Below are 21,564 nucleotides of genomic sequence, written 5' to 3'. Positions count from 1 at the left end.
TTTAAGATAAGTCTGATAATAGAATCTGTATAATGACGGGCTAATATCCATCATATATCCATCACATATGAATCAATAAGAAAGGGGGATAGCGTGTCGCAAAAGCACGGTTTTGTATTGCTATTCGCTTGCTTCATCATGAGTTGTTCATTCATGACATGGGGAGCAGAACGGGATAAACAAAGACAAGTAACCACTGCACGCCCTCTTGTGTTTGGGATACTCCCCTTTATGACACCTGTTGCGATTTTTACCCGTTTCGCGCCGTTACGAGACTATTTAAGCCAACAAATTCAAATGTCAATGTTTTTAGAAACCTCGCCAAATTTCTCAGCGCATTTAAGCCGAATTTCACAACGCCGTTATGACCTATTAGTCACAGCCCCTCATTTTGTCCCTTTAGCTATAGATACAACGTATTACCATGTGGTTGCAAAAAGCTTAGACAATATTGCAACTTGCATCGTAGTCAAGCCGAATAGTGCCATACAAGAGTTAAGTGATTTATCAGGAAAGTCTATTGCAATACCGCCAGAAACAGCGATGGTGACGATGGTCGGGCGAGAAATGTTCCGCGATGCAGGCTTAATTGGAGAAAAAACGCCACAGTATATGAGCTTCTTAACGCATAACGCTGCTTATGAGGCTTTAACAGGGCAACAAATCTTTGCGGCGGTGGTTTCCAGCAATGTATTAACAACCGTGTCAACAACAGACTATCGCCGTTTAGCTTGTCGAGATTCTTTTAGTTCGTTGGGTGTTTTAATCTCAACAGAACTTCCGCCCTTGTTACAACAACAGCTAACAACGGCATTTTTAGAAATAGATAAAAATCCTCAGGGATTAACTGTGTTAAAAACCATGAAATATACGGGGTTCAAAGTCAGTGAAAATGCTGACTTTCAAGCGATGCGCCCCTATGCTGATCGCTTACAAGAATTGGAATTAATGTCCACGCCGAGTCCTTAAATGTACTTAAAATTATCAACTCGCCTCATTTTAGGGGTTGTTATTATTGAAATTGTGATGTTAAGCCTGTTGGTTTGGAACAGTGTCCGCTTGATTAACTCCAGTCATTCAGCATTGTTAGAACAATCCATTCACCGCGAAACAGACTTATTGGCGTATGCCTTAGCGACAGGATTAGCATATCAAGACCGTGAAACCTTGCAGGACGTGTTACAACTGGTCAAATCTTCCAGTAATTTGGTGTATGTCGTTGTCTTAAATTGGCAAGAGCAAGTAATGGCAAAAATTGGTAAACCACCTGCTCAAATGCCAACATTAGATAAAAGTTATCAAGATGCCCGACAAGATGGGGTGTTTGATGTTGAAAAAAGTGTGGTGTTAGCGGGGCAAATGTTGGGTACGGTACGCATAGGCTATTCCATTGTTGCCATTGAAGAATTAACCGCACGCACGCGCTTACAAAATACGGTGATTGCCTTATTAGAATTATTATTATCGGTGAGCGTGACGGTATTTATTGGCATGTTATTAGTCCGACGCTTACAGCGTTTAGAAATGGGTGCACACGCTTTGCAAAAAGGCGAATTTAAACATCGTATTAATTTACAAGGAGAAAATGAAATAACGGATTTAGCCCGTGCGTTTAATGCCTTAGCACAACATTTAGAGGAGACACAATCCGCCCTTAATGTAGAACGGAGCAGTTTATTACGGGAAAGTAATCGGTTAAATACGTTATTAATGGGAATTCGTGGCGTTGTTTGGGAAGTTAATCCTGCTACAAAGCGGGTGACATATATCAGTCCTTTTGTAGAAAAACTATTAGGATTTGCGCCTGAGCAATGTTTAAAGAAAGGCTTTTTATTACATCGGGTACATGCCGATGAGCGTCAGCAATTGCGCGATATTTCGCTAGGGCATATTGCTGAAGATACCTTTATGTTTGATTATCGGGTTTTGAATGGGCAAGGCGAGTGGTTATGGTTACGTAATATCGGCATGGTAGAACGTGATAAAGCTAGAAATTCCTTGAATGTATTAGGGATTGTTTGGGATATTTCCGAAAATAAACAGTTATTAGAACAGGTACATCAGGCAAAAATCGTTTTTGATAACACGAATGAAGGCATCATTATCACCGATGCACAACGGCGAATTACGTCTATTAATAAAGCCTGTTGTGATATTACGGGTTATCAATCTGACGAACTCATTGGACAAACACCACATATTTTATATTCTGGTCAACAAGATAACGAATTTTATGCACAATTATGGCACGCATTAAATACAACGGGACGTTGGCAAGGAGAAATTTGGAATAAACATAAAAACGGGCAAATTTATCCAAGTTGGGAAAGTATTAGCGTTGTTAGAAACGAATATAATGAAATTATTCACTATATTGCTGTCTTTTCTGATATTAGCACGATTAAAAATGCAGAGCGTCAACTAGAACATCTTGCCCATCATGATTTATTAACAGATTTACCCAACCGTTTATTTTTTAATCTTCGCTTAGAACAAGCGTTAAGTTATGCGCAGCAAACAAGAGAAGAAGTAGCAATTTTATTTTTAGACTTAGATCGATTTAAAAATGTGAACGATACGCTGGGGCATCTTGTGGGTGATCAAGTTTTGCAAACTGTATCACGTCGATTAAAAGCGTGTTTACGTCCACAAGATACATTAGCGCGTTTAGGAGGGGATGAGTTCATTTTATTAATTACAGGCACGCCAGATATTCATAAACAAACCATTGCCATTGCACAGCGATTACTTCATGCAATTCAACAAGTCATTTTGATAAATCCGCATGAAATTGTGGTGACAGGCAGTGTAGGCATTAGCATTTATCCCTGCGATGGGACAGACGCGCAAGCATTAGTAAAATATGCTGATGTTGCTATGTATCGTGCTAAAAGCTTAGGCAATAATCAATATTGCTTCTATACCAGTCAATTAACCACCGAGATTGAACGGCGGTTTTCTTTAGAAAATGAATTGCGTCATGCCATCGAACAAGAGAAATTACAACTTTATTATCAGCCTAAAGTAGATTTAATGACGGGTCGCATTATTGGGGCAGAGGCGTTACTCCGTTGGGAGCATCCACAACAAGGCTTTATTTCTCCAGAAATTTTTATTCCATTAGCGATTGAAACAGGGTTAATTAATAGTATCGACCGCTGGGTCTTATTCCAAGCTTGCCAACAAATGCAACGCTGGCAAGTTGAACAGGGCTATCATGTGAGTATTGCAGTGAATTTATCCAACTTTATTAATCACGATAGTTTATTAGTCGTTTTAAAACGCTGTTTAAAACAGACACAAATTGACCCTGTTTATTTAGAATTAGAAATTACAGAAGGCTTTGTGATGCAAAACACAGAATCGGTGATGGAAAATTTAAATGCCATTAAACAACTGGGTGTACGTTTATCTATTGACGATTTTGGAACAGGATATTCTTCTTTAAGTTATTTAAAACGCTTACCTTTAGATACGTTAAAGATAGACCGCTCTTTTATTCGAGATATTCCAGACGATACAGATGACACAGCGATTGTGCAAACCATTATTAATCTTGCCCATAATTTAAATTTAAGCGTTATTGCCGAAGGCATAGAAAACCAAGCGCAATTGGCTTTTTTACAACAACATGATTGTGATGAAGGACAAGGGTATTTATTTAGTAAAGCCGTTCCCGCAGATGAGTTTGTGCAATTATTGCAAGACTCATATTTATTGTGTGAACCTCAAAAAACCTTAATGTCCACAAAAAATTATCCATAACAGACCGCTATAAACACAGCTATCATTGCATCCATGGATAGTTACTCATTCATTTTCTGTTTCGTTTCATTATTTTAAAATTGAAAATCATATGCGCGATTTATACCCCCCAATAGAACCTTATCAAACAGGTCGCTTAACGGTTTCAAATATACATACTTTGTATTATGAACAAGTGGGAAACCCGCAAGGTATTCCTATCGTTTTTTTACATGGGGGACCAGGCGGCGGAATTGAGCCGTTATATCGACGTTTTTTTGACCCTAGCCGTTGGCGGGTTGTGTTATTTGACCAACGCGGTAGCGGAAAAAGTACCCCACATGCATCATTAGAAGAAAATACAACATGGGATTTAGTTGCCGATATTGAACGCTTGCGCGAACATTTAGGAATAGAACGCTGGACCGTATTTGGGGGCAGTTGGGGCAGTAGTTTGGCACTGGCTTATAGTCAAACACATCCAGCCCGTTGCACAGGGCTTATTCTCCGTGGCATTTTTATGCTCCGAAAAAAAGAACTAGACTGGTTTTATCAAGCAGGTGGTGCTCACTATATTTTTCCTGACGCATGGGAAAAATTTATTGCCCCGATTCCTGTAGAAGAACGGCATGATATGATTTTTGCCTATCACAAACGCTTAACCAGTGCTAACCCACAAGTACGGACACATGCCGCAAAAGCATGGAGTGTTTGGGAAGCAACCACCAGTAAGTTGCATCAGGATACCTCACTGATTAAACGCTTTGTTGAAGATAATTTTGCGGATGCGTTTGCGCGAATAGAAAATCATTATTTCTTGAATAAAGGCTTCTTGACCACAGAAGACCAATTATTACACAATGTAAACAAAATCCGCCACTTACCTTGTGTCATTGTACAAGGACGTTATGACATGGTTTGTCCGATGATAACTGCATGGGACTTACATCTGGCATGGCAAGAAGCTGAATTTATTGTAGTATCAAATGCAGGTCATTCTATGACAGAATTAGGTATTCAATCAGCCTTGCTAGAAGCAACTGATCGCTTTGCGCGTTGTCAGTGGGAATTAACTCACGTTTCGCCCATCAAGGGATAACATCACGCGCTATTGTGTTATCAATCTAATAAACAGGCTTAGAGCCACTCAATAACATGAACCCTGAAAGGATAACGATAATGAAGGAAAACAAAATATTAACGCACTATGTATTTCCAACCGTTTTATTACTGGCACTGTCCCCACAATTGTTTGCGGCGGGTGTCGGTGGAAAACAAATCAAGTGCTGGACAACAGAAGATGGTGTGACTGAATGCGGTGACAGTGTTCCACCTCAATATTCGCAACAAGGCTTTGCTCGATATAATGATAAAGGACAACGAGTTGGTGATGTAGAGCGAGCAAAAACAAAGGCTGAAATCGATGCCATTAAATATGCGGCACAACAAAAAGAGGAAGAGGCTTTGCGTCGTCAAAAACAAGCAGAAGATGATCGCACCTTATTACTGCAATTTGCGCGAGAAGAGGATATTCAAGTACAACGCGAAGCACGGTTAAAATCCATTGATTCTGTAGAAGAGTCGATTAACTCTTATATTAGCAGCTTGCAAAAGAACTTAGCAGATTTACAAAAAAACCTTGCTGATGCAGAAAAAAATCCCAACGTGAAACAAATAGAGAAAGACCGCGCTCGCCAAAACTTAGAAAGTGTTGAACGCCGTATTGCGGACAGTCAAAAAACCTTGCGGGAAAAACAACAAGAAAAAGTAACAGTGAATAAGCAATATGATGAATATTTACTACGTTTCCGTGATATTCAAACTCGTCTTATTAAACAACAAGACGAGGGAGATGCTCCAACTGAACAAGCAGGTAATACCAACACCGCTCCTAAGCAATAATAAATAACGGGTAAACCTAAAACAGTCTAAACCTTGCCCAAGCATTGAAGATATAGCATATCAATGATGAAAATCTGCATCATATATCTAAATGATTGGGCTTTTATTTTCATTTTCTCTTCAGGGATACATTGCTAATGCTTATTTTTGAACACAGTAGTCATGGACGTTCCACCCCTAGCCAATATCCAGCGCAACGCGCTAATGCCGATATTCCTACACAATTTCTACGTAAAAAGCGCGTCGCATTACCTGAAGTATCTGAATTACAAGTTGTTCGTCATTACACCAATTTATCGAAAAAGAACTTTTCTATCGATACCCATTTTTACCCGTTAGGCTCTTGCACCATGAAATATAATCCACGTGTGTGCAACACCTTAGCGATGTTACCCAATTTTTTAGCTCGTCATCCCGCTGCACCTGATAGTCACAGCCAAGGCTTTATGGCGTGTTTATACGAATTACAAGAAATTTTAAAAGCAGTCACAGGCATGAAAGCGGTCTCTTTAGCTCCTGCCGCAGGCGCAAATGGCGAATTTGCAGGCGTTGCCATGATTAAGGCTTATCATGATGCCCGTGGCGATACAGCACGGACAGAAATTTTAGTGCCTGATGCGGCACACGGGACTAATCCCGCCTCGGCGGTCATGTGTGGTTATAAAGTGCGAGAAATCCCAACACTGGCAAATGGGGATGTGGATATTGATGCACTGCGCCAATCCGTTGGTTCACAAACAGCAGGGATTATGTTGACAAATCCTTCTACTGTTGGCGTATTTGAACGACAAATTACAGCAATTGCAGAATGTGTGCATCAAGTGGGTGGCTTACTGTATTACGATGGCGCGAATTTAAATGCCATTTTAGGAAAAGTTCGCCCAGGTGATATGGGATTCGATGTCATTCACATTAACCTACATAAAACCTTTTCTACGCCACACGGTGGCGGTGGTCCTGGTTCTGGTCCTGTTGGCGTGAGTGAACGCTTAAAACCTTTTTTACCTATTCCAATGGTTGATTATGATGGAAAAACCTATCGTTGGTTGACAGAAAAAGACTGCCCACAAACCATAGGACGCATGATGGCAAGCGTAGGAAATGCAGGGATTTTATTACGAGCCTATATTTATGCGCGTTTATTGGGTAGCGTTGGTATGGCGCGGGTTGCCACTTTTTCCACACTTAACGCAAATTATTTAATGGCTAAGCTAGCACAAGCAGGATTTGAAGTCGCTTTCGCGCCTCGACGGGCAAGTCATGAGTTTATTATTACCTTGAAAAAACAAGCGAAAGAATTAAATGTGACTGCAATGGACTTCGCAAAACGCTTGCTAGATAAAGGATTTCATGCGCCAACAACCTATTTTCCATTATTAGTGCCTGAATGTTTGCTCATTGAACCAACAGAAACAGAAGCAAAAGAAACCTTAGACGATTTTGTCACGGCGATGACGGAAATTTTACAGGAAGCAACGACGGATGCCGCTTTCTTAAAAGGTGCGCCTTATCGCTTACCTGTTCGTCGTTTAGATGATGTTCGTGCAGTTAAAATGCTAGACGTTGCGTGGAAAGCATCAGAATAACTCATTAAAATTAATGAATAATCGTGAGCATGATTATCCCCCCTTAGAATTGGGGGGATAAAGTGGATTATTCATCTCCTGTCGCGGATGTTGCATCAGCCATTTCATCGGCATTTATTTCTTCTACTTCTTCTGTCGGTTTGTCAGTGTTTTTAACATAACGACCATGAATATATATCCTGACATCAACACGACGACTTTCAGGATTTTTGGTTTCATCACGTCCTTTTGTTTCTCCTACCGCAACCATAACGGTTGTATTAGCAGGTAAACCCTGACGACGTAATGCGTCCAATACTGTCGCATTACGACGAGCAGCTAACTTTTTATTATGCTCTTTAGTGCCAACAGTATCCGCATAACCTGTTAATTTAATGGCAAACATAGGATGTTCTCTTAAGAAATTAACCGCCTCTTTTAGTTTTGCCCGTTCATTGGCTCGTAAATTACTGTTACCAAAGTCAAAATAAATACTTTTATCAGGGATAATTGTATCTGGCTTTATATGTAAAGTTTCTAACCAAGCTAAACGGGCTTCTTGCGCTTCAATATCCTGATTATTCTCATCTAAGTTTTTATTAATCGGCTCTAAAAACCGTCCAAAGGCATCTTCAGCATTTGTCCTATGCACAACTGCCTGTACAGCGGCAGCTTGCCCCTCTCCGAGATTCACTGATTTACCCGCAACTGCATCATCATAGATACCTTGCGCTTTATCTAATTGATTTTCAGCGCGATGTAATTCTGTCATGAAAATACCAAAATCATCTGCTTTGACCTCATCTAACTTCGTTTGTAAGTTTTTCAACGTAGCCTGCTGTTTTGTACCTTCTTCAGGAACGGATAAGGTTGAACAACCTTGTAGCAGTAGCATGATGAGCAGTATTTTTACAAAAGCATTCGTTATCATTTTCGATGTCCTCAATAAATCAAGTTAGCGTATTCAAGCGGTTTCACGTATTAAGTACGTTGTAACCCTATAAAATTACAGAATACAATCAGTAAGATGGTTGATTTAGAGAGACTGCACAAAACACGCCAATGCGTTAGTTTTTATTATTTTTAAATAATTACGTTAAATTTAACGCTTTTTTACTTCACAACTTGCGTTTTTGGCTGTCGAAAAATAAATAACCTGTTGTCATCTCAAAATAGGCTTGTCTTTTTTGCAACGATTCCGTATAATTCCGCACTTTCCTATAGTCCCTTAGTCTAATCAGTGAATTAGCGAGACGGAGAACGAATTTATGTACGCTGTAATTAAGACCGGCGGCAAGCAATACAAAGTTGCTGAAGGTGATGTATTAAAAGTAGAAAAACTTGCCGCTGAGGAAGGCACAGCTGTAGAATTCAGTGAAGTTCTATTGCTGGCTAATGGCGACAATATTACTATTGGAACCCCTGTTGTTGTGGGTAGTAAAGTGACCGCAACGGTACAAACACAAGGGCGTGGCGACAAAATCAAAATTATGAAAATGCGTCGTCGTAAACACTATCGCAAACAAATGGGGCATCGCCAGTATTATACCGAAGTGAAAATCACAGGTATTGTGGCGTAATAACATTAGTCAGAGGTAATCGCAGATGGCGCATAAGAAAGCTGGCGGTAGTAGCCGCAACGGTCGTGATTCCGAGTCGAAGCGACTTGGCGTAAAACGTTTTGGTGACCAAGTCGTAAGCGCGGGCAATATTTTAGTCCGTCAACGCGGTACAAAGTTTTATGCAGGCGTTAACGTAGGTATGGGTAAAGACCATACTTTATTTGCCAAAGTAGATGGCAAAGTTAAATTTGAAGTAAAAGGGGCTTTTCAACGTCACTATGTGAGTATCGTTCCTAGTGAACAAGCATAATTAGCCTGTTTGTCTCGCCTTTTTCCGTAAAAGAACCCCGTCAATGGGGTTTTTTTATTTATGGTCTTTCTGTTTTTTCTCTCTGCATTCACGTTACAATGAAGCGTAAAATAAACCATTTTTTATGATACCTTCATTCGTATGCCACACGATAACCTTCATTCCCTCGCGCATCAATTAAGCCAACAATTATTGCGCCATCATTATCGTCTCGTTACTGCTGAATCTTGTACTGGTGGCTGGATTGCTCAAGTCATGACGGCTATTGCAGGCAGTTCAGATTGGTTCGAACGGGGCTTTGTCACGTATTCCAACGAAGCAAAACAAGAGTTGTTAGACGTTCCCGCTCAAATTTTGACCGAGCAAGGGGCGGTGAGCGAACAAACCGTTTTAGCAATGGCATCGGGCGCATTGAAACATAGTCATGCAGAAGTTGCGATTGCGGTCAGTGGCATTGCAGGGCCAACAGGGGGAAGTCGCACAAAACCCGTTGGAACGGTATGGATTGCATGGGCATTGCCTCAAAAAATTTATGCAAAGTGTTTTTTATTCAATGGGGATAGGGAATCTGTTCGTGAGCAAACGGTCATGACTGCTTTATCAACATTAATAACAGAGTTGGCTTAAATGTTTTTTGTGTTATACTGTAAAAATAAACATATCTATTTGAACATGAGAAGATGGCTATGGACGACAATAAACGCAAAGCATTGAGTACCACATTAGGACAAATTGAAAAGCAATTTGGTAAGGGGTCTGTCATGCGCTTGGGAGATGTCGGCGCGGTGATGGATGTTGAAACCGTTTCTACAGGCTCATTAGGGTTGGACTTAGCTTTAGGTGTTGGCGGTTTACCGATGGGGCGTATTATAGAAATTTATGGCCCTGAATCTTCAGGTAAAACCACGTTAACCTTACAAGTTGCCGCAGAAATTCAGAAAAAAGGTGGCACCGCCGCATTTATTGATGCAGAACATGCTTTAGATAGAGCATATGCAGAAAAAATAGGGGTTAATGTCAGTGAGTTATTATTATCACAGCCTAATAATGGGGAAGAAGCGTTAGAAATTACCGATATGTTAGTCCGTTCAGGCGCAGTCGATTTAATTGTCATTGACTCTGTTGCCGCCTTAACGCCTAAAGCTGAAATTGAAGGCGAAATGGGTGATTCTCATATGGGTTTACAAGCCCGTTTGATGTCTCAAGCCTTGCGTAAATTGACCGCAAATATCAAGCGATTTAATACGATGGTGATTTTCATTAACCAAATTCGTATGAAAATTGGTGTTATGTTTGGTAATCCTGAAACAACAACTGGCGGTAATGCACTGAAATTTTACGCTTCTGTGCGTTTAGATATTCGGCGAATTGGGGCGATTAAACGGGGCGAGGATATTATTGGGAGTGAAACGAAAGTAAAGGTTGTTAAAAATAAGGTTGCTCCTCCATTTAAAGAAGTCACTTTTGATATTTTATATGGTGAAGGAATTTCCCGTGAAAGTGAAATCATTGATTTAGGCGCGAAGTTGGGCGTTTTAGACAAAGCAGGCGCGTGGTATAGCTACAATGGTGATCGTATCGGGCAAGGTAAGGAAAATGTCCGTAATTATTTACGGGAACGTGTTGAGATTGCACAGCAAATTGAAAAGCAAGTACGGGATAAAGTGCTTGTTTTGCCTGCTGCGATGAATACCGCAAAAGATGCTGATGATGTTAACGAATCAGTCGATGATGATTTAGACGTATAATTACCTATGCTCGACGCTGCAACTTATCAACAAGTTAAAAATAACGCCTTGGATATTTTGTCACGACGTGAACACTCCGTCGTTGAGCTACAACATAAATTATTGTTACGAGGCTATCTCTACGCATTGGTTGAGCAAGTTGTAAACGAATTACAAGCACAAGATTTGTTGAGTGATTCACGTTTTTGTGAAAGTTTTATTCGTTCGCGCATTAATAAGGGCTATGGCTGGTTGCATATTCAGCAAGCCCTTAAAATGCGTGGCGTTCAACAGCAAACTATCATGGCTTGTGAGTTATTACAGGATGTTGATTGGTTTAATTTAGCCAAGCAAGTTCGTATGAAGCGTTTTGGAAAAAAGCAACCAGCCACACTACCAGAACGCGCAAAGCAGATGCGATTTTTACAATATCGTGGCTTTAGCCATGAACAAATTCGCGGCGCATTAGACAATCTTGAATGATGTGTATTTTTTGTTAAGAAAAATTAAAATTTAACTGTGGTCGTTACTGTTCTATACTGCAATATAGTTGCTGATTTACTTAGATTGTCACAGTATTATTATTTTTCTCATTCATCAGTTTCACGATTATCTTCTCATTCTATCTGCTATGTCTATCCGTTATAGTTTTTTGTTTTTTCTTATATTTCCGCTAACTGCTCATGGTTTTGATTTGTTTGATGCGCAACGTGGTAAAGAAAAAACGCCACCACCCGCACAAACTCAAACACCAGTTGTTCAAGCACCAACGCCACCGCCTCAGCCAGTCGCACCACCAGCCCCGCCCCCGCCACAAGTTGATTTTGCCTTAGTGGGGACTAGCCGTATTGGTAATAAAAAAGCGGTTATTTTACAAACAAAAGAGGGAAAGCAGTTTGTTCAACGCCTTAAAGGAGCGAGAACACCTATTGATGGCTATCAGGGATATTTTTTATTAGATATTAATTCGCGTGAGATAAAATTAGAGTATCCATCAGAGTCTCCTTGTCGTGCTTCTAATGCACAAAAAGGGGTGCAGTGTGTTGATAACGGTAAATCGGCTAAATTGGCATTAGTGCGTCAAAATGCCTTACCCCCGCCAGCACCACCACAACCCGTTGTTGCTCAACCCACAGGGCAAGTACCAAATTTACCCCCTGGTGCTGTTCCACCAGGACCTTTACAACCTGTACAGTTTGGTCCTCGTGAGTTAACACCTGAGGAGGCGGCAAAGCGTGAAGCTGAAATAAAAAAGCGTCAGGAGATTTACAAGAATTTCCAACGTCAAGAAATTAAAGATGAAGATGTCCCACCAGGTATGCGTGTAGTCCGCACACCTTTTGGGGATAGGTTAGTACCTCTCACTCAATAATATTTTTATAGAGGCGATATTATGCGTTTAGCAACTGTCGCCTTTTTTTTAGGTGTGTTACTTAGTCAAAATCTTCCAACATTACCCACCTTTTCTGTTGTTTGGTTCATTATTCCGTTACTTATCCTCAGTTTTTATACTCCTCGTTTACGATTTATTTGTTGGTTTACATTAGGAGTTTGTTGGGTGGTGTTCAGAGCCCAATTGTTTTTTGCGCAGGCATTACCTTTAGTATTAGAAGGACAAGAAGTGCTTGCTGAAGGGTATATTATTGATTTACCTAATCGCAAAGGGAATGGCTGGCAATTTGATTTCGCACCCACTCGTCTTATTACTAAAGATAAACAGGTTATTAGTAATGTTGGTCATATACGCCTAAGTTGGTATAAAAGTTCGGCAGAGTTACGGACAGGACAACAATGGCTATTTACCATTAAGTTACAACGTGCACGTGGTTTTAGTAATCCATTTACGAGTGACTACAGTCAAACTTTGTATCAACAGGGTATTCAAGCGACGGGTTCAATACGTCCAAAAGGTAAACAACAATTATTAAAAGAAGCAAGTCGTTGGCAGATTAATGTTTTGCGAGAGTATTTTGCAAAACAAATTCAGGTAATGACTGAGCATCATCCTTTTAGTGGAATTTTGATTGCGCTCTCTGTTGGGGAACAACAGTGGATTAGCCCTGAACAATGGAATGTCTTTCGTCAAACGGGTATTGCACATCTTGTGGCAATTTCAGGGTTGCATATTGGGTTATTAGCAGGATTAAGTTTTTGGTTAAGTCGTCAATGTTTAGGGTTTATGATTTACTGGTACGGTTTTGTCTGTCACCGTTATGGATTTGTTTGCTCAGGTAAAATTTTACACTTGCCCACAATGTTGCCTGCTGCAATGGTTAGTTTATTTGTGGCTTTCTCCTATTCCCTGCTTGCAGGTTTTTCTATTCCCACCCAACGCTCATTAGTCATGATTAGCGTGTTTGCAATCGCTTTATTGGGGTTGAGACAATTATCAACGGGGAGTGCATTTAGTTTAGCGTTGTTAGCCGTACTGATTTATGATCCTACCGCTGTCTTAAGCAACGGTTTTTGGCTTTCATTCGGTGCAGTTGCTTGTATTTTATTAGCAATACAAGGACGGCATGTTCCAACACATAAAATATTGCGGATTATTCACCAATATGGTTATGTGCAACTTGCGGTAACATTAGGATTAATCCCTGTTACACTCTATTTTTTTGGTTACTTTTCACTCAGTAGCCTTTTAGCCAATACCATTGCTATTCCTATCTTTAGCTTTTTTCTTGTGCCTTTAAACCTGTTTGCAATGCTATTGTCAGATATTTTCCCAACACTGAGTTATTTACTATTCCAACTCTGCTTATATGTATTAGGACATGTATGGCTCTTAATGGAATATCTCGCATCTTTATCATGGAGTAGTGTTCACACCAGCGTCCCGCCTTTCTGGACGGTTTTAACTGCATTAATTGGCGTTATGATTTTATTGTTACCAAAAGGATTTTCTGCTAGATGGATAGGTGGAATATGGTTACTCCCATTATTTTTTATGCCAATTCAACGTCCGATGCAAGGAGAAACTTGGATAACAATATTAGATGTAGGGCAAGGTCTTGCCGTTTTTATACAAACAGCAACTCATACTGTGTTATATGACACAGGAATGCAATCCTATACAGGATTCAATACAGGAAAAATTGTTGTTGTCCCTTTTCTTATTGCACAAGATATTAAAAACCTAGATACCTTAATTGTGAGTCATGGAGACAGTGATCATAGTGGCGGGTTAAATGAAGTATTGAAACAAATCACGGTAAAACAACTGATAAGTACAGATAAAATCGTTAAAAAATATCCACAAGCACAACGTTGTCAAGCTGGGCAACAGTGGATATATGATGATGTCCACTTTCAGATATTACATCCTGCCCAAGGTTTTTATAGCCAAGAAAATAACATGAGTTGCGTCCTAAAGATTAGTACGCCGCAACAGAGTATTTTACTAACGAGTGACATTGAAAAACTAGCCGAAAATAACCTGTTACGAACAAATGCTGAAGCCTTAAAAGCCGATATTTTATTAGCACCACATCATGGTAGTAAAACATCATCAACCCCTAGCTTTGTAGAGAAAGTAAACCCACAATACGTTGTATTCTCCACAGGCTATAGAAATACTTATAAATTTCCACATACTGAAGTTTTAATACGTTACCAAACCCATGGCGTTATGATGTTAAATACAGCCACTGATGGTGCGATTCAATTTCGTTTGAATCAAACAGGCGAGTTATTACCGCTTAAAAATAAAGAAGAACAAAAACGCTATTGGCATTACTAACAAACAGATAGGGACTCAATCAAAAATTGGCACATAAAAACTCAAAAATAATTTGACACGAATCACGATGATGTATAGAATGCGCGTCTTTCCGAAGCACAGAAGTTAGTTAGAATTAGAAAGTGAAGAGGTTAAGCGGAGTAAGAAGACGAAGCGAGACCGAGAAAGTTAAAGCGGATGGAAAAAAAGGATTGACAAGTTGTTTGTGTGATATATAATGAGCGACTTGCTAACGGCAGTAGCCGAAGGCGAATAAGTAAAGTCAACGAGATTAAAAAAGTAGTTGACAAGGGCGAATAAAGATGTAGAATATGCGCTCTCTTAAGTTAAGCAGGATTGTTTAACCCGTATCAAACGAAAGTTTGAAGCTGATAAAAAAGTTAAACAAAAAGCTTGACAGAATAAAAAAGCAGTATATAATGTTGTCTCTCTTGAAACGCTGCAGTAAACGACGTTAAGTTGTAAACATGATAGCGAATCAATATGACAAATCAGTTAAGGCGCGATAGTCTTAATGATAAAGCTCTTTAAAAGTAGAATCAAGTAATTTGTGTGGGTACTTGCCAAAAAACTCGTCAAACGAAGTATTTTAGGCAAGAACTCTGTCAAAAGAGCAAGCTTGCGAATGAACATGAGTTTAAACTGAAGAGTTTGATCATGGCTCAGATTGAACGCTGGCGGCATGCTTAACACATGCAAGTCGAACGGTAACGGGTTAAGCCGACGAGTGGCGGACGGGTGAGTAATACATGGGAATCTGCCTGATAGTGGGGGACAACCTAGGGAAACTTAGGCTAATACCGCATAATCCCTAAGGGGGAAAGTAGGGGACCTTCGGGCCTTACGCTAACAGATGAGCCCATGTCGGATTAGCTAGTTGGTAGGGTAAAAGCCTACCAAGGCTACGATCCGTAGCTGGTCTGAGAGGACGACCAGCCACACTGGGACTGAGACACGGCCCAGACTCCTGCGGGAGGCAGCAGTGGGGAATATTGGACAATGGGGGCAACCCTGATCCAGCAATGCCGCGTGTGTGAAGAAGGCCTGCGGGTTGTAAAGCACTTTAGGTTGGGAAGAAAAAGCACATGCTAATACCATGTGAAATTGACGTTACCAACGGAATAAGCACCGGCTAACTCTGTGCCAGCAGCCGCGGTAATACAGAGGGTGCAAGCGTTAATCGGAATTACTGGGCGTAAAGCGTGCGTAGGTGGTTAATTAAGTCAGATGTGAAATCCCTGAGCTTAACTTAGGAACAGCATTTGATACTGGTTGACTAGAGTGTAATAGAGGGTAGTGGAATTCCACGTGTAGCGGTGAAATGCGTAGATATGTGGAGGAACATCAGTGGCGAAGGCGACTACCTGGATTAACACTGACACTGAGGCACGAAAGCGTGGGGAGCAAACAGGATTAGATACCCTGGTAGTCCACGCCCTAAACGATGAGAACTAGATGTTGGGAGAGACTGTCTCTTAGTATCGCAGCTAACGCACTAAGTTCTCCGCCTGGGGAGTACGGTCGCAAGATTAAAACTCAAATGAATTGACGGGGGCCCGCACAAGCGGTGGAGCATGTGGTTTAATTCGATGCAACGCGAAGAACCTTACCTGGTCTTGACATCCTAAGAATCCTGTAGAAATATGGGAGTGCCTTCGGGAGCTTAGAGACAGGTGCTGCATGGCTGTCGTCAGCTCGTGTCGTGAGATGTTGGGTTAAGTCCCGCAACGAGCGCAACCCCTATCCTTAGTTGCCAGCGTAAAGTCGGGAACTCTAAGGAGACTGCCGATGACAAATCGGAGGAAGGTGGGGATGACGTCAAGTCATCATGGCCTTTATGACCAGGGCTACACACGTGCTACAATGGTAGGTACAAAGGGTTGCCAAGCCGCGAGGTGGAGCCAATCCCAGAAAACCTATCGTAGTCCGGATTGAAGTCTGCAACTCGACTCCATGAAGTCGGAATCGCTAGTAATCGTAGATCAGCACTGCTACGGTGAATACGTTCCCGGGCCTTGTACACACCGCCCGTCACACCATGGGAGTGGGCTGTACCAGAAGTAGGTAGTCTAACCGAAAGGGGGGCGCTTACCACGGTATGGTTCATGACTGGGGTGAAGTCGTAACAAGGTAGCCGTAGGGGAACCTGCGGCTGGATCACCTCCTTTAAAGAAGTGACGAGAAGGCAAGTATCCACACAAATTACTTGATTTGAAAGACACTGGGTCTGTAGCTCAGGTGGTTAGAGCGCACCCCTGATAAGGGTGAGGTCGGTGGTTCGAGTCCACCCAGACCCACCAAGATGAAGGGGCTATAGCTCAGCTGGGAGAGCGCCTGCTTTGCACGCAGGAGGTCAGCGGTTCGATCCCGCTTAGCTCCACCAGTACTTAATGCTAAATGGAAAGATTTAGCATTAAGTATTAAGTTCTTTAACAAAATGGAAAATGATGTAAAGGTGTATATTGCATGTCAGCAATGACCCCAGAAGATTTGGGGTTATATGGTCAAGTGATTAAGTGCACACGGTGAATGCCTTGGCGATAACAGGCGATGAAGGACGTGGTAGCCTGCGAAAAGCTACGGAGAGTCGGCAAACAGACATTGACCCGTAGATATCCGAATGGGGGAACCCACTGCTTAGGCAGTATCTTTATCTGAATACATAGGGTAAAGAAGCGAACGTAGGGAACTGAAACATCTAAGTACCTATAGGAAAAGAAATCAACCGAGATTCCGTCAGTAGTGGCGAGCGAAAGCGGAACAGCCTGTAACTTATAGCAAGCTTATTAGTAGAATGGTCTGGAAAGTCCAGCGATAGAGGGTGATAGTCCCGTATACAAAAATAAGCATGTGGAACTAAGGTTACGATAAGTAGGGCGGGACACGAGAAATCCTGTCTGAAGATGGGGGGACCATCCTCCAAGGCTAAATACTCGTTATCGACCGATAGTGAACAAGTACCGTGAGGGAAAGGTGAAAAGAACCCCTGATAGGGGAGTGAAATAGAATCTGAAACCGTGTGCATACAAGCAGTGGGAGCATGATTTAGTCATGTGACTGCGTACCTTTTGTATAATGGGTCAGCGAGTTATTTTCAGTGGCAAGCCTAACCGAGTAGGGCAGGCATAGGGAAACCGAGTCTTAATAGGGCGTTAAGTCGCTGGGAATAGACCCGAAACTGAGTGATCTATCCATGACCAGGGTGAAGGTGGGGTAATTCCTACTGGAGGCCCGAACTCACGTCTGTTGAAAAAGACGGAGATGAGTTGTGGATAGGGGTGAAAGGCTAATCAAACTCAGAGATAGCTGGTTCTCCTCGAAAGCTATTTAGGTAGCGCCTCAAGTATCACTCTCGGGGGTAGAGCACTGTTACGGCTAGGGGGTCGTCTAGACTTACCAACCCGTTGCAAACTTCGAATACCGAGAAGTGCAAGCATGGGAGACACACGGCGGGTGCTAACGTCCGTCGTGAAGAGGGAAACAACCCAGACCGCCAGCTAAGGTCCCAAAATATAGCTCAGTGGAAAACGATGTGGGAAGGCACAGACAGCCAGGATGTTGGCTTAGAAGCAGCCATCATTTAAAGAAAGCGTAATAGCTCACTGGTCGAGTCGTCCTGCGCGGAAGATGTAACGGGGCTCAAGCTATATACCGAAGCTGCGGATTTGCCGAAAGGCAAGTGGTAGAGGAGCGTTCTGTAAGCCTGCGAAGGTGTCTTGAGAAGGATGCTGGAGGTATCAGAAGTGCGAATGCTGACATGAGTAACGATAATGGGAGTGAAAAACTCCCACGCCGAAAGTCTAAGGTTTCCTCGCGCAACGTTAATCGGCGCAGGGTGAGTCGGCCCCTAAGGCGAGGCAGAAATGCGTAGTCGATGGGAAACAGGTTAATATTCCTGTACTTCGCTTTATTGCGATGGGGGGACGGAGAAGGCTAAACCAGCAAGTGATTGGTAGTACTTGTTTAAGGTCGTAGGTAGAACAGATAGGCAAATCCGTTTGTTTAATACCGAGAGCTGATGACGAGTCTTCTATGAAGACGAAGTGGTTGATGCCAAGCTTCCAAGAAAATCCTCTAAGCTTCAGATAAAGAGAAACCGTACCGTAATCCGACACAGGTAGACGAGATGAGAATTCTAAGGCGCTTGAGAGAACTCGGGTGAAGGAACTAGGCAAAATAGCACCGTAACTTCGGGAGAAGGTGTACCTTTATTATGTGAAGTGCCCGCGCATGGAGCAGAAAAAGGTCGCAGTGGTCAGGTGGTTGCGACTGTTTATTAAAAACACAGCACTCTGCAAACACGAAAGTGGACGTATAGGGTGTGACGCCTGCCCGGTGCCGGAAGGTTAATTGATGGGGTTAGCGAAAGCGAAGCTCTTGATCGAAGCCCCGGTAAACGGCGGCCGTAACTATAACGGTCCTAAGGTAGCGAAATTCCTTGTCGGGTAAGTTCCGACCTGCACGAATGGCGTAACGACAGCCACACTGTCTCCACCCGAGACTCAGTGAAATTGAAATTGCTGTGAAGATGCAGTATACCCGCGGCTAGACGGAAAGACCCCGTGAACCTTTACTATAGCTTTACACTGAATCTTGAACCTGTTTGTGTAGGATAGGTGGGAGGCTTAGAAGCTAGAACGCCAGTTTTAGTGGAGCCATCCTTGAAATACCACCCTGATATGTTCGGGATTCTAACCTAAGTCCATAAGCTGGATTGGGGACAATGTATGGTGGGTAGTTTGACTGGGGCGGTCTCCTCCAAAAGAGTAACGGAGGAGCACGAAGGTACCCTCAGCGCGGTCGGAAATCGCGCACAGAGTGCAATGGCATAAGGGTGCTTAACTGTGAGACAAACACGTCGAACAGGTACGAAAGTAGGTCATAGTGATCCGGTGGTTCTGTATGGAAGGGCCATCGCTCAACGGATAAAAGGTACTCCGGGGATAACAGGCTGATTCCGCCCAAGAGTTCACATCGACGGCGGAGTTTGGCACCTCGATGTCGGCTCATCACATCCTGGGGCTGTAGTCGGTCCCAAGGGTATGGCTGTTCGCCATTTAAAGTGGTACGCGAGCTGGGTTTAGAACGTCGTGAGACAGTTCGGTCCCTATCTACCGTGGGCGTTGGAAATTTGAGAATGAGTTGCTCCTAGTACGAGAGGACCGGAGTGAACGTACCTCTGGTGTTCCAGTTGTCATGCCAATGGCATTGCTGGGTAGCTATGTACGGACGGGATAACCGCTGAAGGCATCTAAGCGGGAAGCCTCCTTCAAGATAAGATTTCCCGAGAGTTTAACTCTCCTCAAGGTCCGTTGAAGACTACAACGTTGATAGGCTGGGTGTGGAAGTGCAGTAATGCATGTAGCTAACCAGTACTAATTGACCGTGAGGCTTGACCATATAACACCCAAATGTTTTGGGACTGCAATATACATCCATCATTTTCCGAATTCTGGGGCATATGCCCTAACCGTTTTTCTTGGCGACCATAGCAAATAGGAACCACCCGACCCCATCCCGAACTCGGTAGTGAAACTGTTCTGCGCCGATGATAGTGTGGATACTCTCCATGTGAAAGTAGGTTATCGCCAAGAGCCTTATACCAACCCTCTAAGTTTTCTTAGAGGGTTTTTTTTTGGGTTGCGTTCCCAGTGTTGAAGTTTATTTAAACAGGTGTGGGACAAAACGCGAGGAGTTCTTCGTTATCGGACTCACGTCCTCGCGAACGCCTAAACCACTTGCAATATCTCCTACTATCCATGTCCCTAGTACTGGGTAGTTACCTTCGTAGTTTTTGGTAATCATCAATTTTTTCTCATATCCTCTTCAAGGACATGAAGTTTATTTAAACAGGTGTGGGACAAAACGCGAGGAGTTCTTCGTTATCGGACTCACGTCCTCGCGAACGCCTAAACCACTTGCAATATCTCCTACTATCCATGTCCCTAGTACTGGGTAGTTACCTTCGTAGTTTTTCAATGGGTTATACTTCTGATATATCTTGGTTTCAGTACCATAATCTCCTGTTGTTTCAAGTTTTACATTCCCGTCAATCACTAAACGAACATTGCTACCTTCACGGGAAAGCGTTGGTTTTTCTATAAACGTGCCTTGTAATGGGGAAGGTTCAAAATAACTGGGTAAAAGGTTTGGGTGATTCGGGTTTAATTCCCATAAAATCGGTAAAATTGCTTTGTTGGATAGTAAAATTTTCCAAGGTGGTTCTATCATTAAAACTGTATCTGTTAGCAAATAAGGGCTAATCGGTTCTCGCATTAACCATTCCCACGGATACAGCTTAAACAGTGCTTGAATCCTTTGTTCTTGTAAATCCGTGAAGTATTCACCATTCCAACCAATCTCATCTATATATAGTAATGGAATATCCAAGTCTGCTTGTAAGGCTGTATCACGCAAATAGTCGACAGTTCCTTCATCTTCAGGATGATCACGTACTACTGTAAAATAGACTTGTTCTGTGTGATAAAAACGAAACTGTTGCCATACATCTATCAATTTTTCATGAATAGAATTAAATTGATCTGCTTGTGGAAATTGTTCATTCAGCCAATGCCATTGCACAACACTTGCCTCGTATAATGCTGTTGGTGTGTCTGCATTAAATTCTAGTAGTTTAGGTGGTGTATCACTGCCATCCCATGCTAAATCAAAACGTCCATATAAACTGAAGTCTTGTCTTTCCCACGATGTTTTTATAAGCTGTTGATATTCTTTTGACAGTCCAAAAGGTTGAAAGTAATTATTTTTAATAATGTACTCAACAGCAGCAAGACAACGTTGATAAAGCTCGTTTGTAGCATCTTCTAAAGTATCAATCTGAGCAGCATTGAATTCATAATAAGCCCGTTCATCCCAATAAGTTGGATCTGCACCCTCGGCATATTCAATCGTATGAAAACGAAAACCTATTGATTCACAGCGTGCTTGCCAATCAGGGCGAGGTGTAATAGGTACTCTACGCATATTTATCCTTTTGTCATTGCGCCATAAAAAA

15 protein-coding genes, 2 tRNA genes and 3 rRNA genes are annotated in these 21,564 nt (G+C 42.1%); 17 read left to right on the top strand and 3 right to left on the bottom strand.

All coding sequences use genetic code 11. The features are described from left to right. Positions 1 to 93 precede the first annotated feature (93 nt). The 5 genes from BEGALDRAFT_RS18410 (at position 94) to gcvPB (ending at position 7,232) form a co-directional block, all read left to right on the top strand. The gene (locus tag BEGALDRAFT_RS18410) at positions 94 to 969 is read left to right on the top strand and encodes a phosphate/phosphite/phosphonate ABC transporter substrate-binding protein (RefSeq protein ID WP_157237597.1); all 876 of its coding nucleotides are present in this window, start codon (positions 94 to 96) and stop codon (positions 967 to 969) included. Further along, entirely contained in the window at positions 970 to 3,765 is a 2,796-nt protein-coding gene (locus tag BEGALDRAFT_RS18405; RefSeq protein WP_002690875.1) for an EAL domain-containing protein, read from the top strand. Between the two features lie 91 nt (positions 3,766 to 3,856). Further along, entirely contained in the window at positions 3,857 to 4,843 is a 987-nt protein-coding gene (gene pip, locus BEGALDRAFT_RS13540; protein ID WP_002690873.1) for a prolyl aminopeptidase, read from the top strand. Positions 4,844 to 4,923: 80 nt separating this feature from the next. Further along, positions 4,924 to 5,646, top strand: a complete 723-nt coding sequence (locus BEGALDRAFT_RS13535; RefSeq protein WP_002690870.1) for a hypothetical protein — start codon at positions 4,924 to 4,926, stop codon at positions 5,644 to 5,646. A 137-nt stretch (positions 5,647 to 5,783) separates the two neighbouring features. Further along, on the top strand, positions 5,784 to 7,232 hold the full coding sequence (gene gcvPB / locus BEGALDRAFT_RS13530) for an aminomethyl-transferring glycine dehydrogenase subunit GcvPB (protein ID WP_002690869.1): 1,449 nt from the start codon (positions 5,784 to 5,786) through the stop codon (positions 7,230 to 7,232). 67 nt (positions 7,233 to 7,299) lie between these two features. Here gcvPB and BEGALDRAFT_RS13525 read toward each other — a convergent pair whose 3' ends face one another. After that, positions 7,300 to 8,142, bottom strand: a complete 843-nt coding sequence (locus BEGALDRAFT_RS13525; RefSeq protein ID WP_002690868.1) for an OmpA family protein — start codon at positions 8,140 to 8,142, stop codon at positions 7,300 to 7,302. 337 nt (positions 8,143 to 8,479) lie between these two features. Here BEGALDRAFT_RS13525 and rplU point away from each other — a divergent pair, with 337 nt between their 5' ends. The 12 genes from rplU (at position 8,480) to rrf (ending at position 20,143) form a co-directional block, all read left to right on the top strand. Then, positions 8,480 to 8,791, top strand: coding sequence for a 50S ribosomal protein L21 (gene rplU / locus BEGALDRAFT_RS13520; RefSeq protein WP_002690867.1), 312 nt, complete (start codon positions 8,480 to 8,482; stop codon positions 8,789 to 8,791). 25 nt (positions 8,792 to 8,816) lie between these two features. Further along, on the top strand, positions 8,817 to 9,083 hold the full coding sequence (gene rpmA / locus BEGALDRAFT_RS13515; protein WP_002690866.1) for a 50S ribosomal protein L27: 267 nt from the start codon (positions 8,817 to 8,819) through the stop codon (positions 9,081 to 9,083). A gap of 141 nt (positions 9,084 to 9,224) precedes the next feature. Next, on the top strand, positions 9,225 to 9,710 hold the full coding sequence (locus BEGALDRAFT_RS13510; RefSeq protein WP_002690865.1) for a CinA family protein: 486 nt from the start codon (positions 9,225 to 9,227) through the stop codon (positions 9,708 to 9,710). Positions 9,711 to 9,769: 59 nt separating this feature from the next. Continuing rightward, complete coding sequence (recA, locus tag BEGALDRAFT_RS13505; protein WP_002690864.1) at positions 9,770 to 10,831, top strand: recombinase RecA; 1,062 nt, start codon at positions 9,770 to 9,772, stop codon at positions 10,829 to 10,831. A 6-nt stretch (positions 10,832 to 10,837) separates the two neighbouring features. Next, positions 10,838 to 11,293: a regulatory protein RecX gene (locus BEGALDRAFT_RS13500; protein ID WP_002690858.1), complete on the top strand. Its 456-nt coding sequence runs from the start codon at positions 10,838 to 10,840 to the stop codon at positions 11,291 to 11,293. A gap of 148 nt (positions 11,294 to 11,441) precedes the next feature. Then, positions 11,442 to 12,182 (top strand): hypothetical protein, encoded by a 741-nt coding sequence (locus BEGALDRAFT_RS13495; protein WP_002690857.1) that lies wholly within the window; start codon positions 11,442 to 11,444, stop codon positions 12,180 to 12,182. A gap of 21 nt (positions 12,183 to 12,203) precedes the next feature. After that, the gene (locus tag BEGALDRAFT_RS13490; RefSeq protein WP_002690855.1) at positions 12,204 to 14,549 is read left to right on the top strand and encodes a DNA internalization-related competence protein ComEC/Rec2; all 2,346 of its coding nucleotides are present in this window, start codon (positions 12,204 to 12,206) and stop codon (positions 14,547 to 14,549) included. Between the two features lie 639 nt (positions 14,550 to 15,188). After that, positions 15,189 to 16,717, top strand: a 16S ribosomal RNA gene (locus BEGALDRAFT_RS13485). A 55-nt stretch (positions 16,718 to 16,772) separates the two neighbouring features. Further along, positions 16,773 to 16,849 (top strand) — tRNA-Ile (locus BEGALDRAFT_RS13480). A gap of 7 nt (positions 16,850 to 16,856) precedes the next feature. Next, positions 16,857 to 16,932 (top strand) — tRNA-Ala (locus BEGALDRAFT_RS13475). Positions 16,933 to 17,051: 119 nt separating this feature from the next. Beyond that, a 23S ribosomal RNA gene (locus BEGALDRAFT_RS13470) occupies positions 17,052 to 19,949 on the top strand. 78 nt (positions 19,950 to 20,027) lie between these two features. After that, positions 20,028 to 20,143, top strand: a 5S ribosomal RNA gene (gene rrf / locus BEGALDRAFT_RS13465). Together the 16S, 23S and 5S rRNA genes with 2 tRNA genes alongside form the textbook arrangement of a ribosomal RNA operon. 67 nt (positions 20,144 to 20,210) lie before the next feature. Here the strand turns inward: rrf and BEGALDRAFT_RS18960 are convergent. After that, positions 20,211 to 20,354, bottom strand: coding sequence for a glutathionylspermidine synthase family protein (locus BEGALDRAFT_RS18960; RefSeq protein ID WP_081484176.1), 144 nt, complete (start codon positions 20,352 to 20,354; stop codon positions 20,211 to 20,213). 36 nt (positions 20,355 to 20,390) lie between these two features. Continuing rightward, positions 20,391 to 21,533, bottom strand: coding sequence for a glutathionylspermidine synthase family protein (locus tag BEGALDRAFT_RS13460; protein WP_002690852.1), 1,143 nt, complete (start codon positions 21,531 to 21,533; stop codon positions 20,391 to 20,393). Positions 21,534 to 21,564: the final 31 nt, after the last annotated feature.

It is taken from the genome of Beggiatoa alba B18LD (assembly GCF_000245015.1).
Taxonomy (GTDB): domain Bacteria; phylum Pseudomonadota; class Gammaproteobacteria; order Beggiatoales; family Beggiatoaceae; genus Beggiatoa; species Beggiatoa alba.
This window is presented reverse-complemented; position numbering and strand designations above follow the sequence as displayed.

What these genes read in the sequence shown, in the direction of transcription:
- BEGALDRAFT_RS18405 (WP_002690875.1), top strand. Translation starts at nt 970, where the DNA reads ATGTACTTAAAATTATCAACTCGCCTCATTTTAGGGGTTGTTATTATT.
- rpmA (WP_002690866.1), top strand. Translation starts at nt 8,817, where the DNA reads ATGGCGCATAAGAAAGCTGGCGGTAGTAGCCGCAACGGTCGTGATTCC.
- BEGALDRAFT_RS13500 (WP_002690858.1), top strand. Translation starts at nt 10,838, where the DNA reads ATGCTCGACGCTGCAACTTATCAACAAGTTAAAAATAACGCCTTGGAT.
- BEGALDRAFT_RS13495 (WP_002690857.1), top strand. Translation starts at nt 11,442, where the DNA reads ATGTCTATCCGTTATAGTTTTTTGTTTTTTCTTATATTTCCGCTAACT.
- BEGALDRAFT_RS13525 (WP_002690868.1), bottom strand. Translation starts at nt 8,142, where the DNA reads ATGATAACGAATGCTTTTGTAAAAATACTGCTCATCATGCTACTGCTA.
- BEGALDRAFT_RS13490 (WP_002690855.1), top strand. Translation starts at nt 12,204, where the DNA reads ATGCGTTTAGCAACTGTCGCCTTTTTTTTAGGTGTGTTACTTAGTCAA.
- rplU (WP_002690867.1), top strand. Translation starts at nt 8,480, where the DNA reads ATGTACGCTGTAATTAAGACCGGCGGCAAGCAATACAAAGTTGCTGAA.
- BEGALDRAFT_RS13510 (WP_002690865.1), top strand. Translation starts at nt 9,225, where the DNA reads ATGCCACACGATAACCTTCATTCCCTCGCGCATCAATTAAGCCAACAA.
- recA (WP_002690864.1), top strand. Translation starts at nt 9,770, where the DNA reads ATGGACGACAATAAACGCAAAGCATTGAGTACCACATTAGGACAAATT.
- BEGALDRAFT_RS13535 (WP_002690870.1), top strand. Translation starts at nt 4,924, where the DNA reads ATGAAGGAAAACAAAATATTAACGCACTATGTATTTCCAACCGTTTTA.
- BEGALDRAFT_RS13460 (WP_002690852.1), bottom strand. Translation starts at nt 21,533, where the DNA reads ATGCGTAGAGTACCTATTACACCTCGCCCTGATTGGCAAGCACGCTGT.
- gcvPB (WP_002690869.1), top strand. Translation starts at nt 5,784, where the DNA reads ATGCTTATTTTTGAACACAGTAGTCATGGACGTTCCACCCCTAGCCAA.
- pip (WP_002690873.1), top strand. Translation starts at nt 3,857, where the DNA reads ATGCGCGATTTATACCCCCCAATAGAACCTTATCAAACAGGTCGCTTA.
- BEGALDRAFT_RS18960 (WP_081484176.1), bottom strand. Translation starts at nt 20,354, where the DNA reads ATGATTACCAAAAACTACGAAGGTAACTACCCAGTACTAGGGACATGG.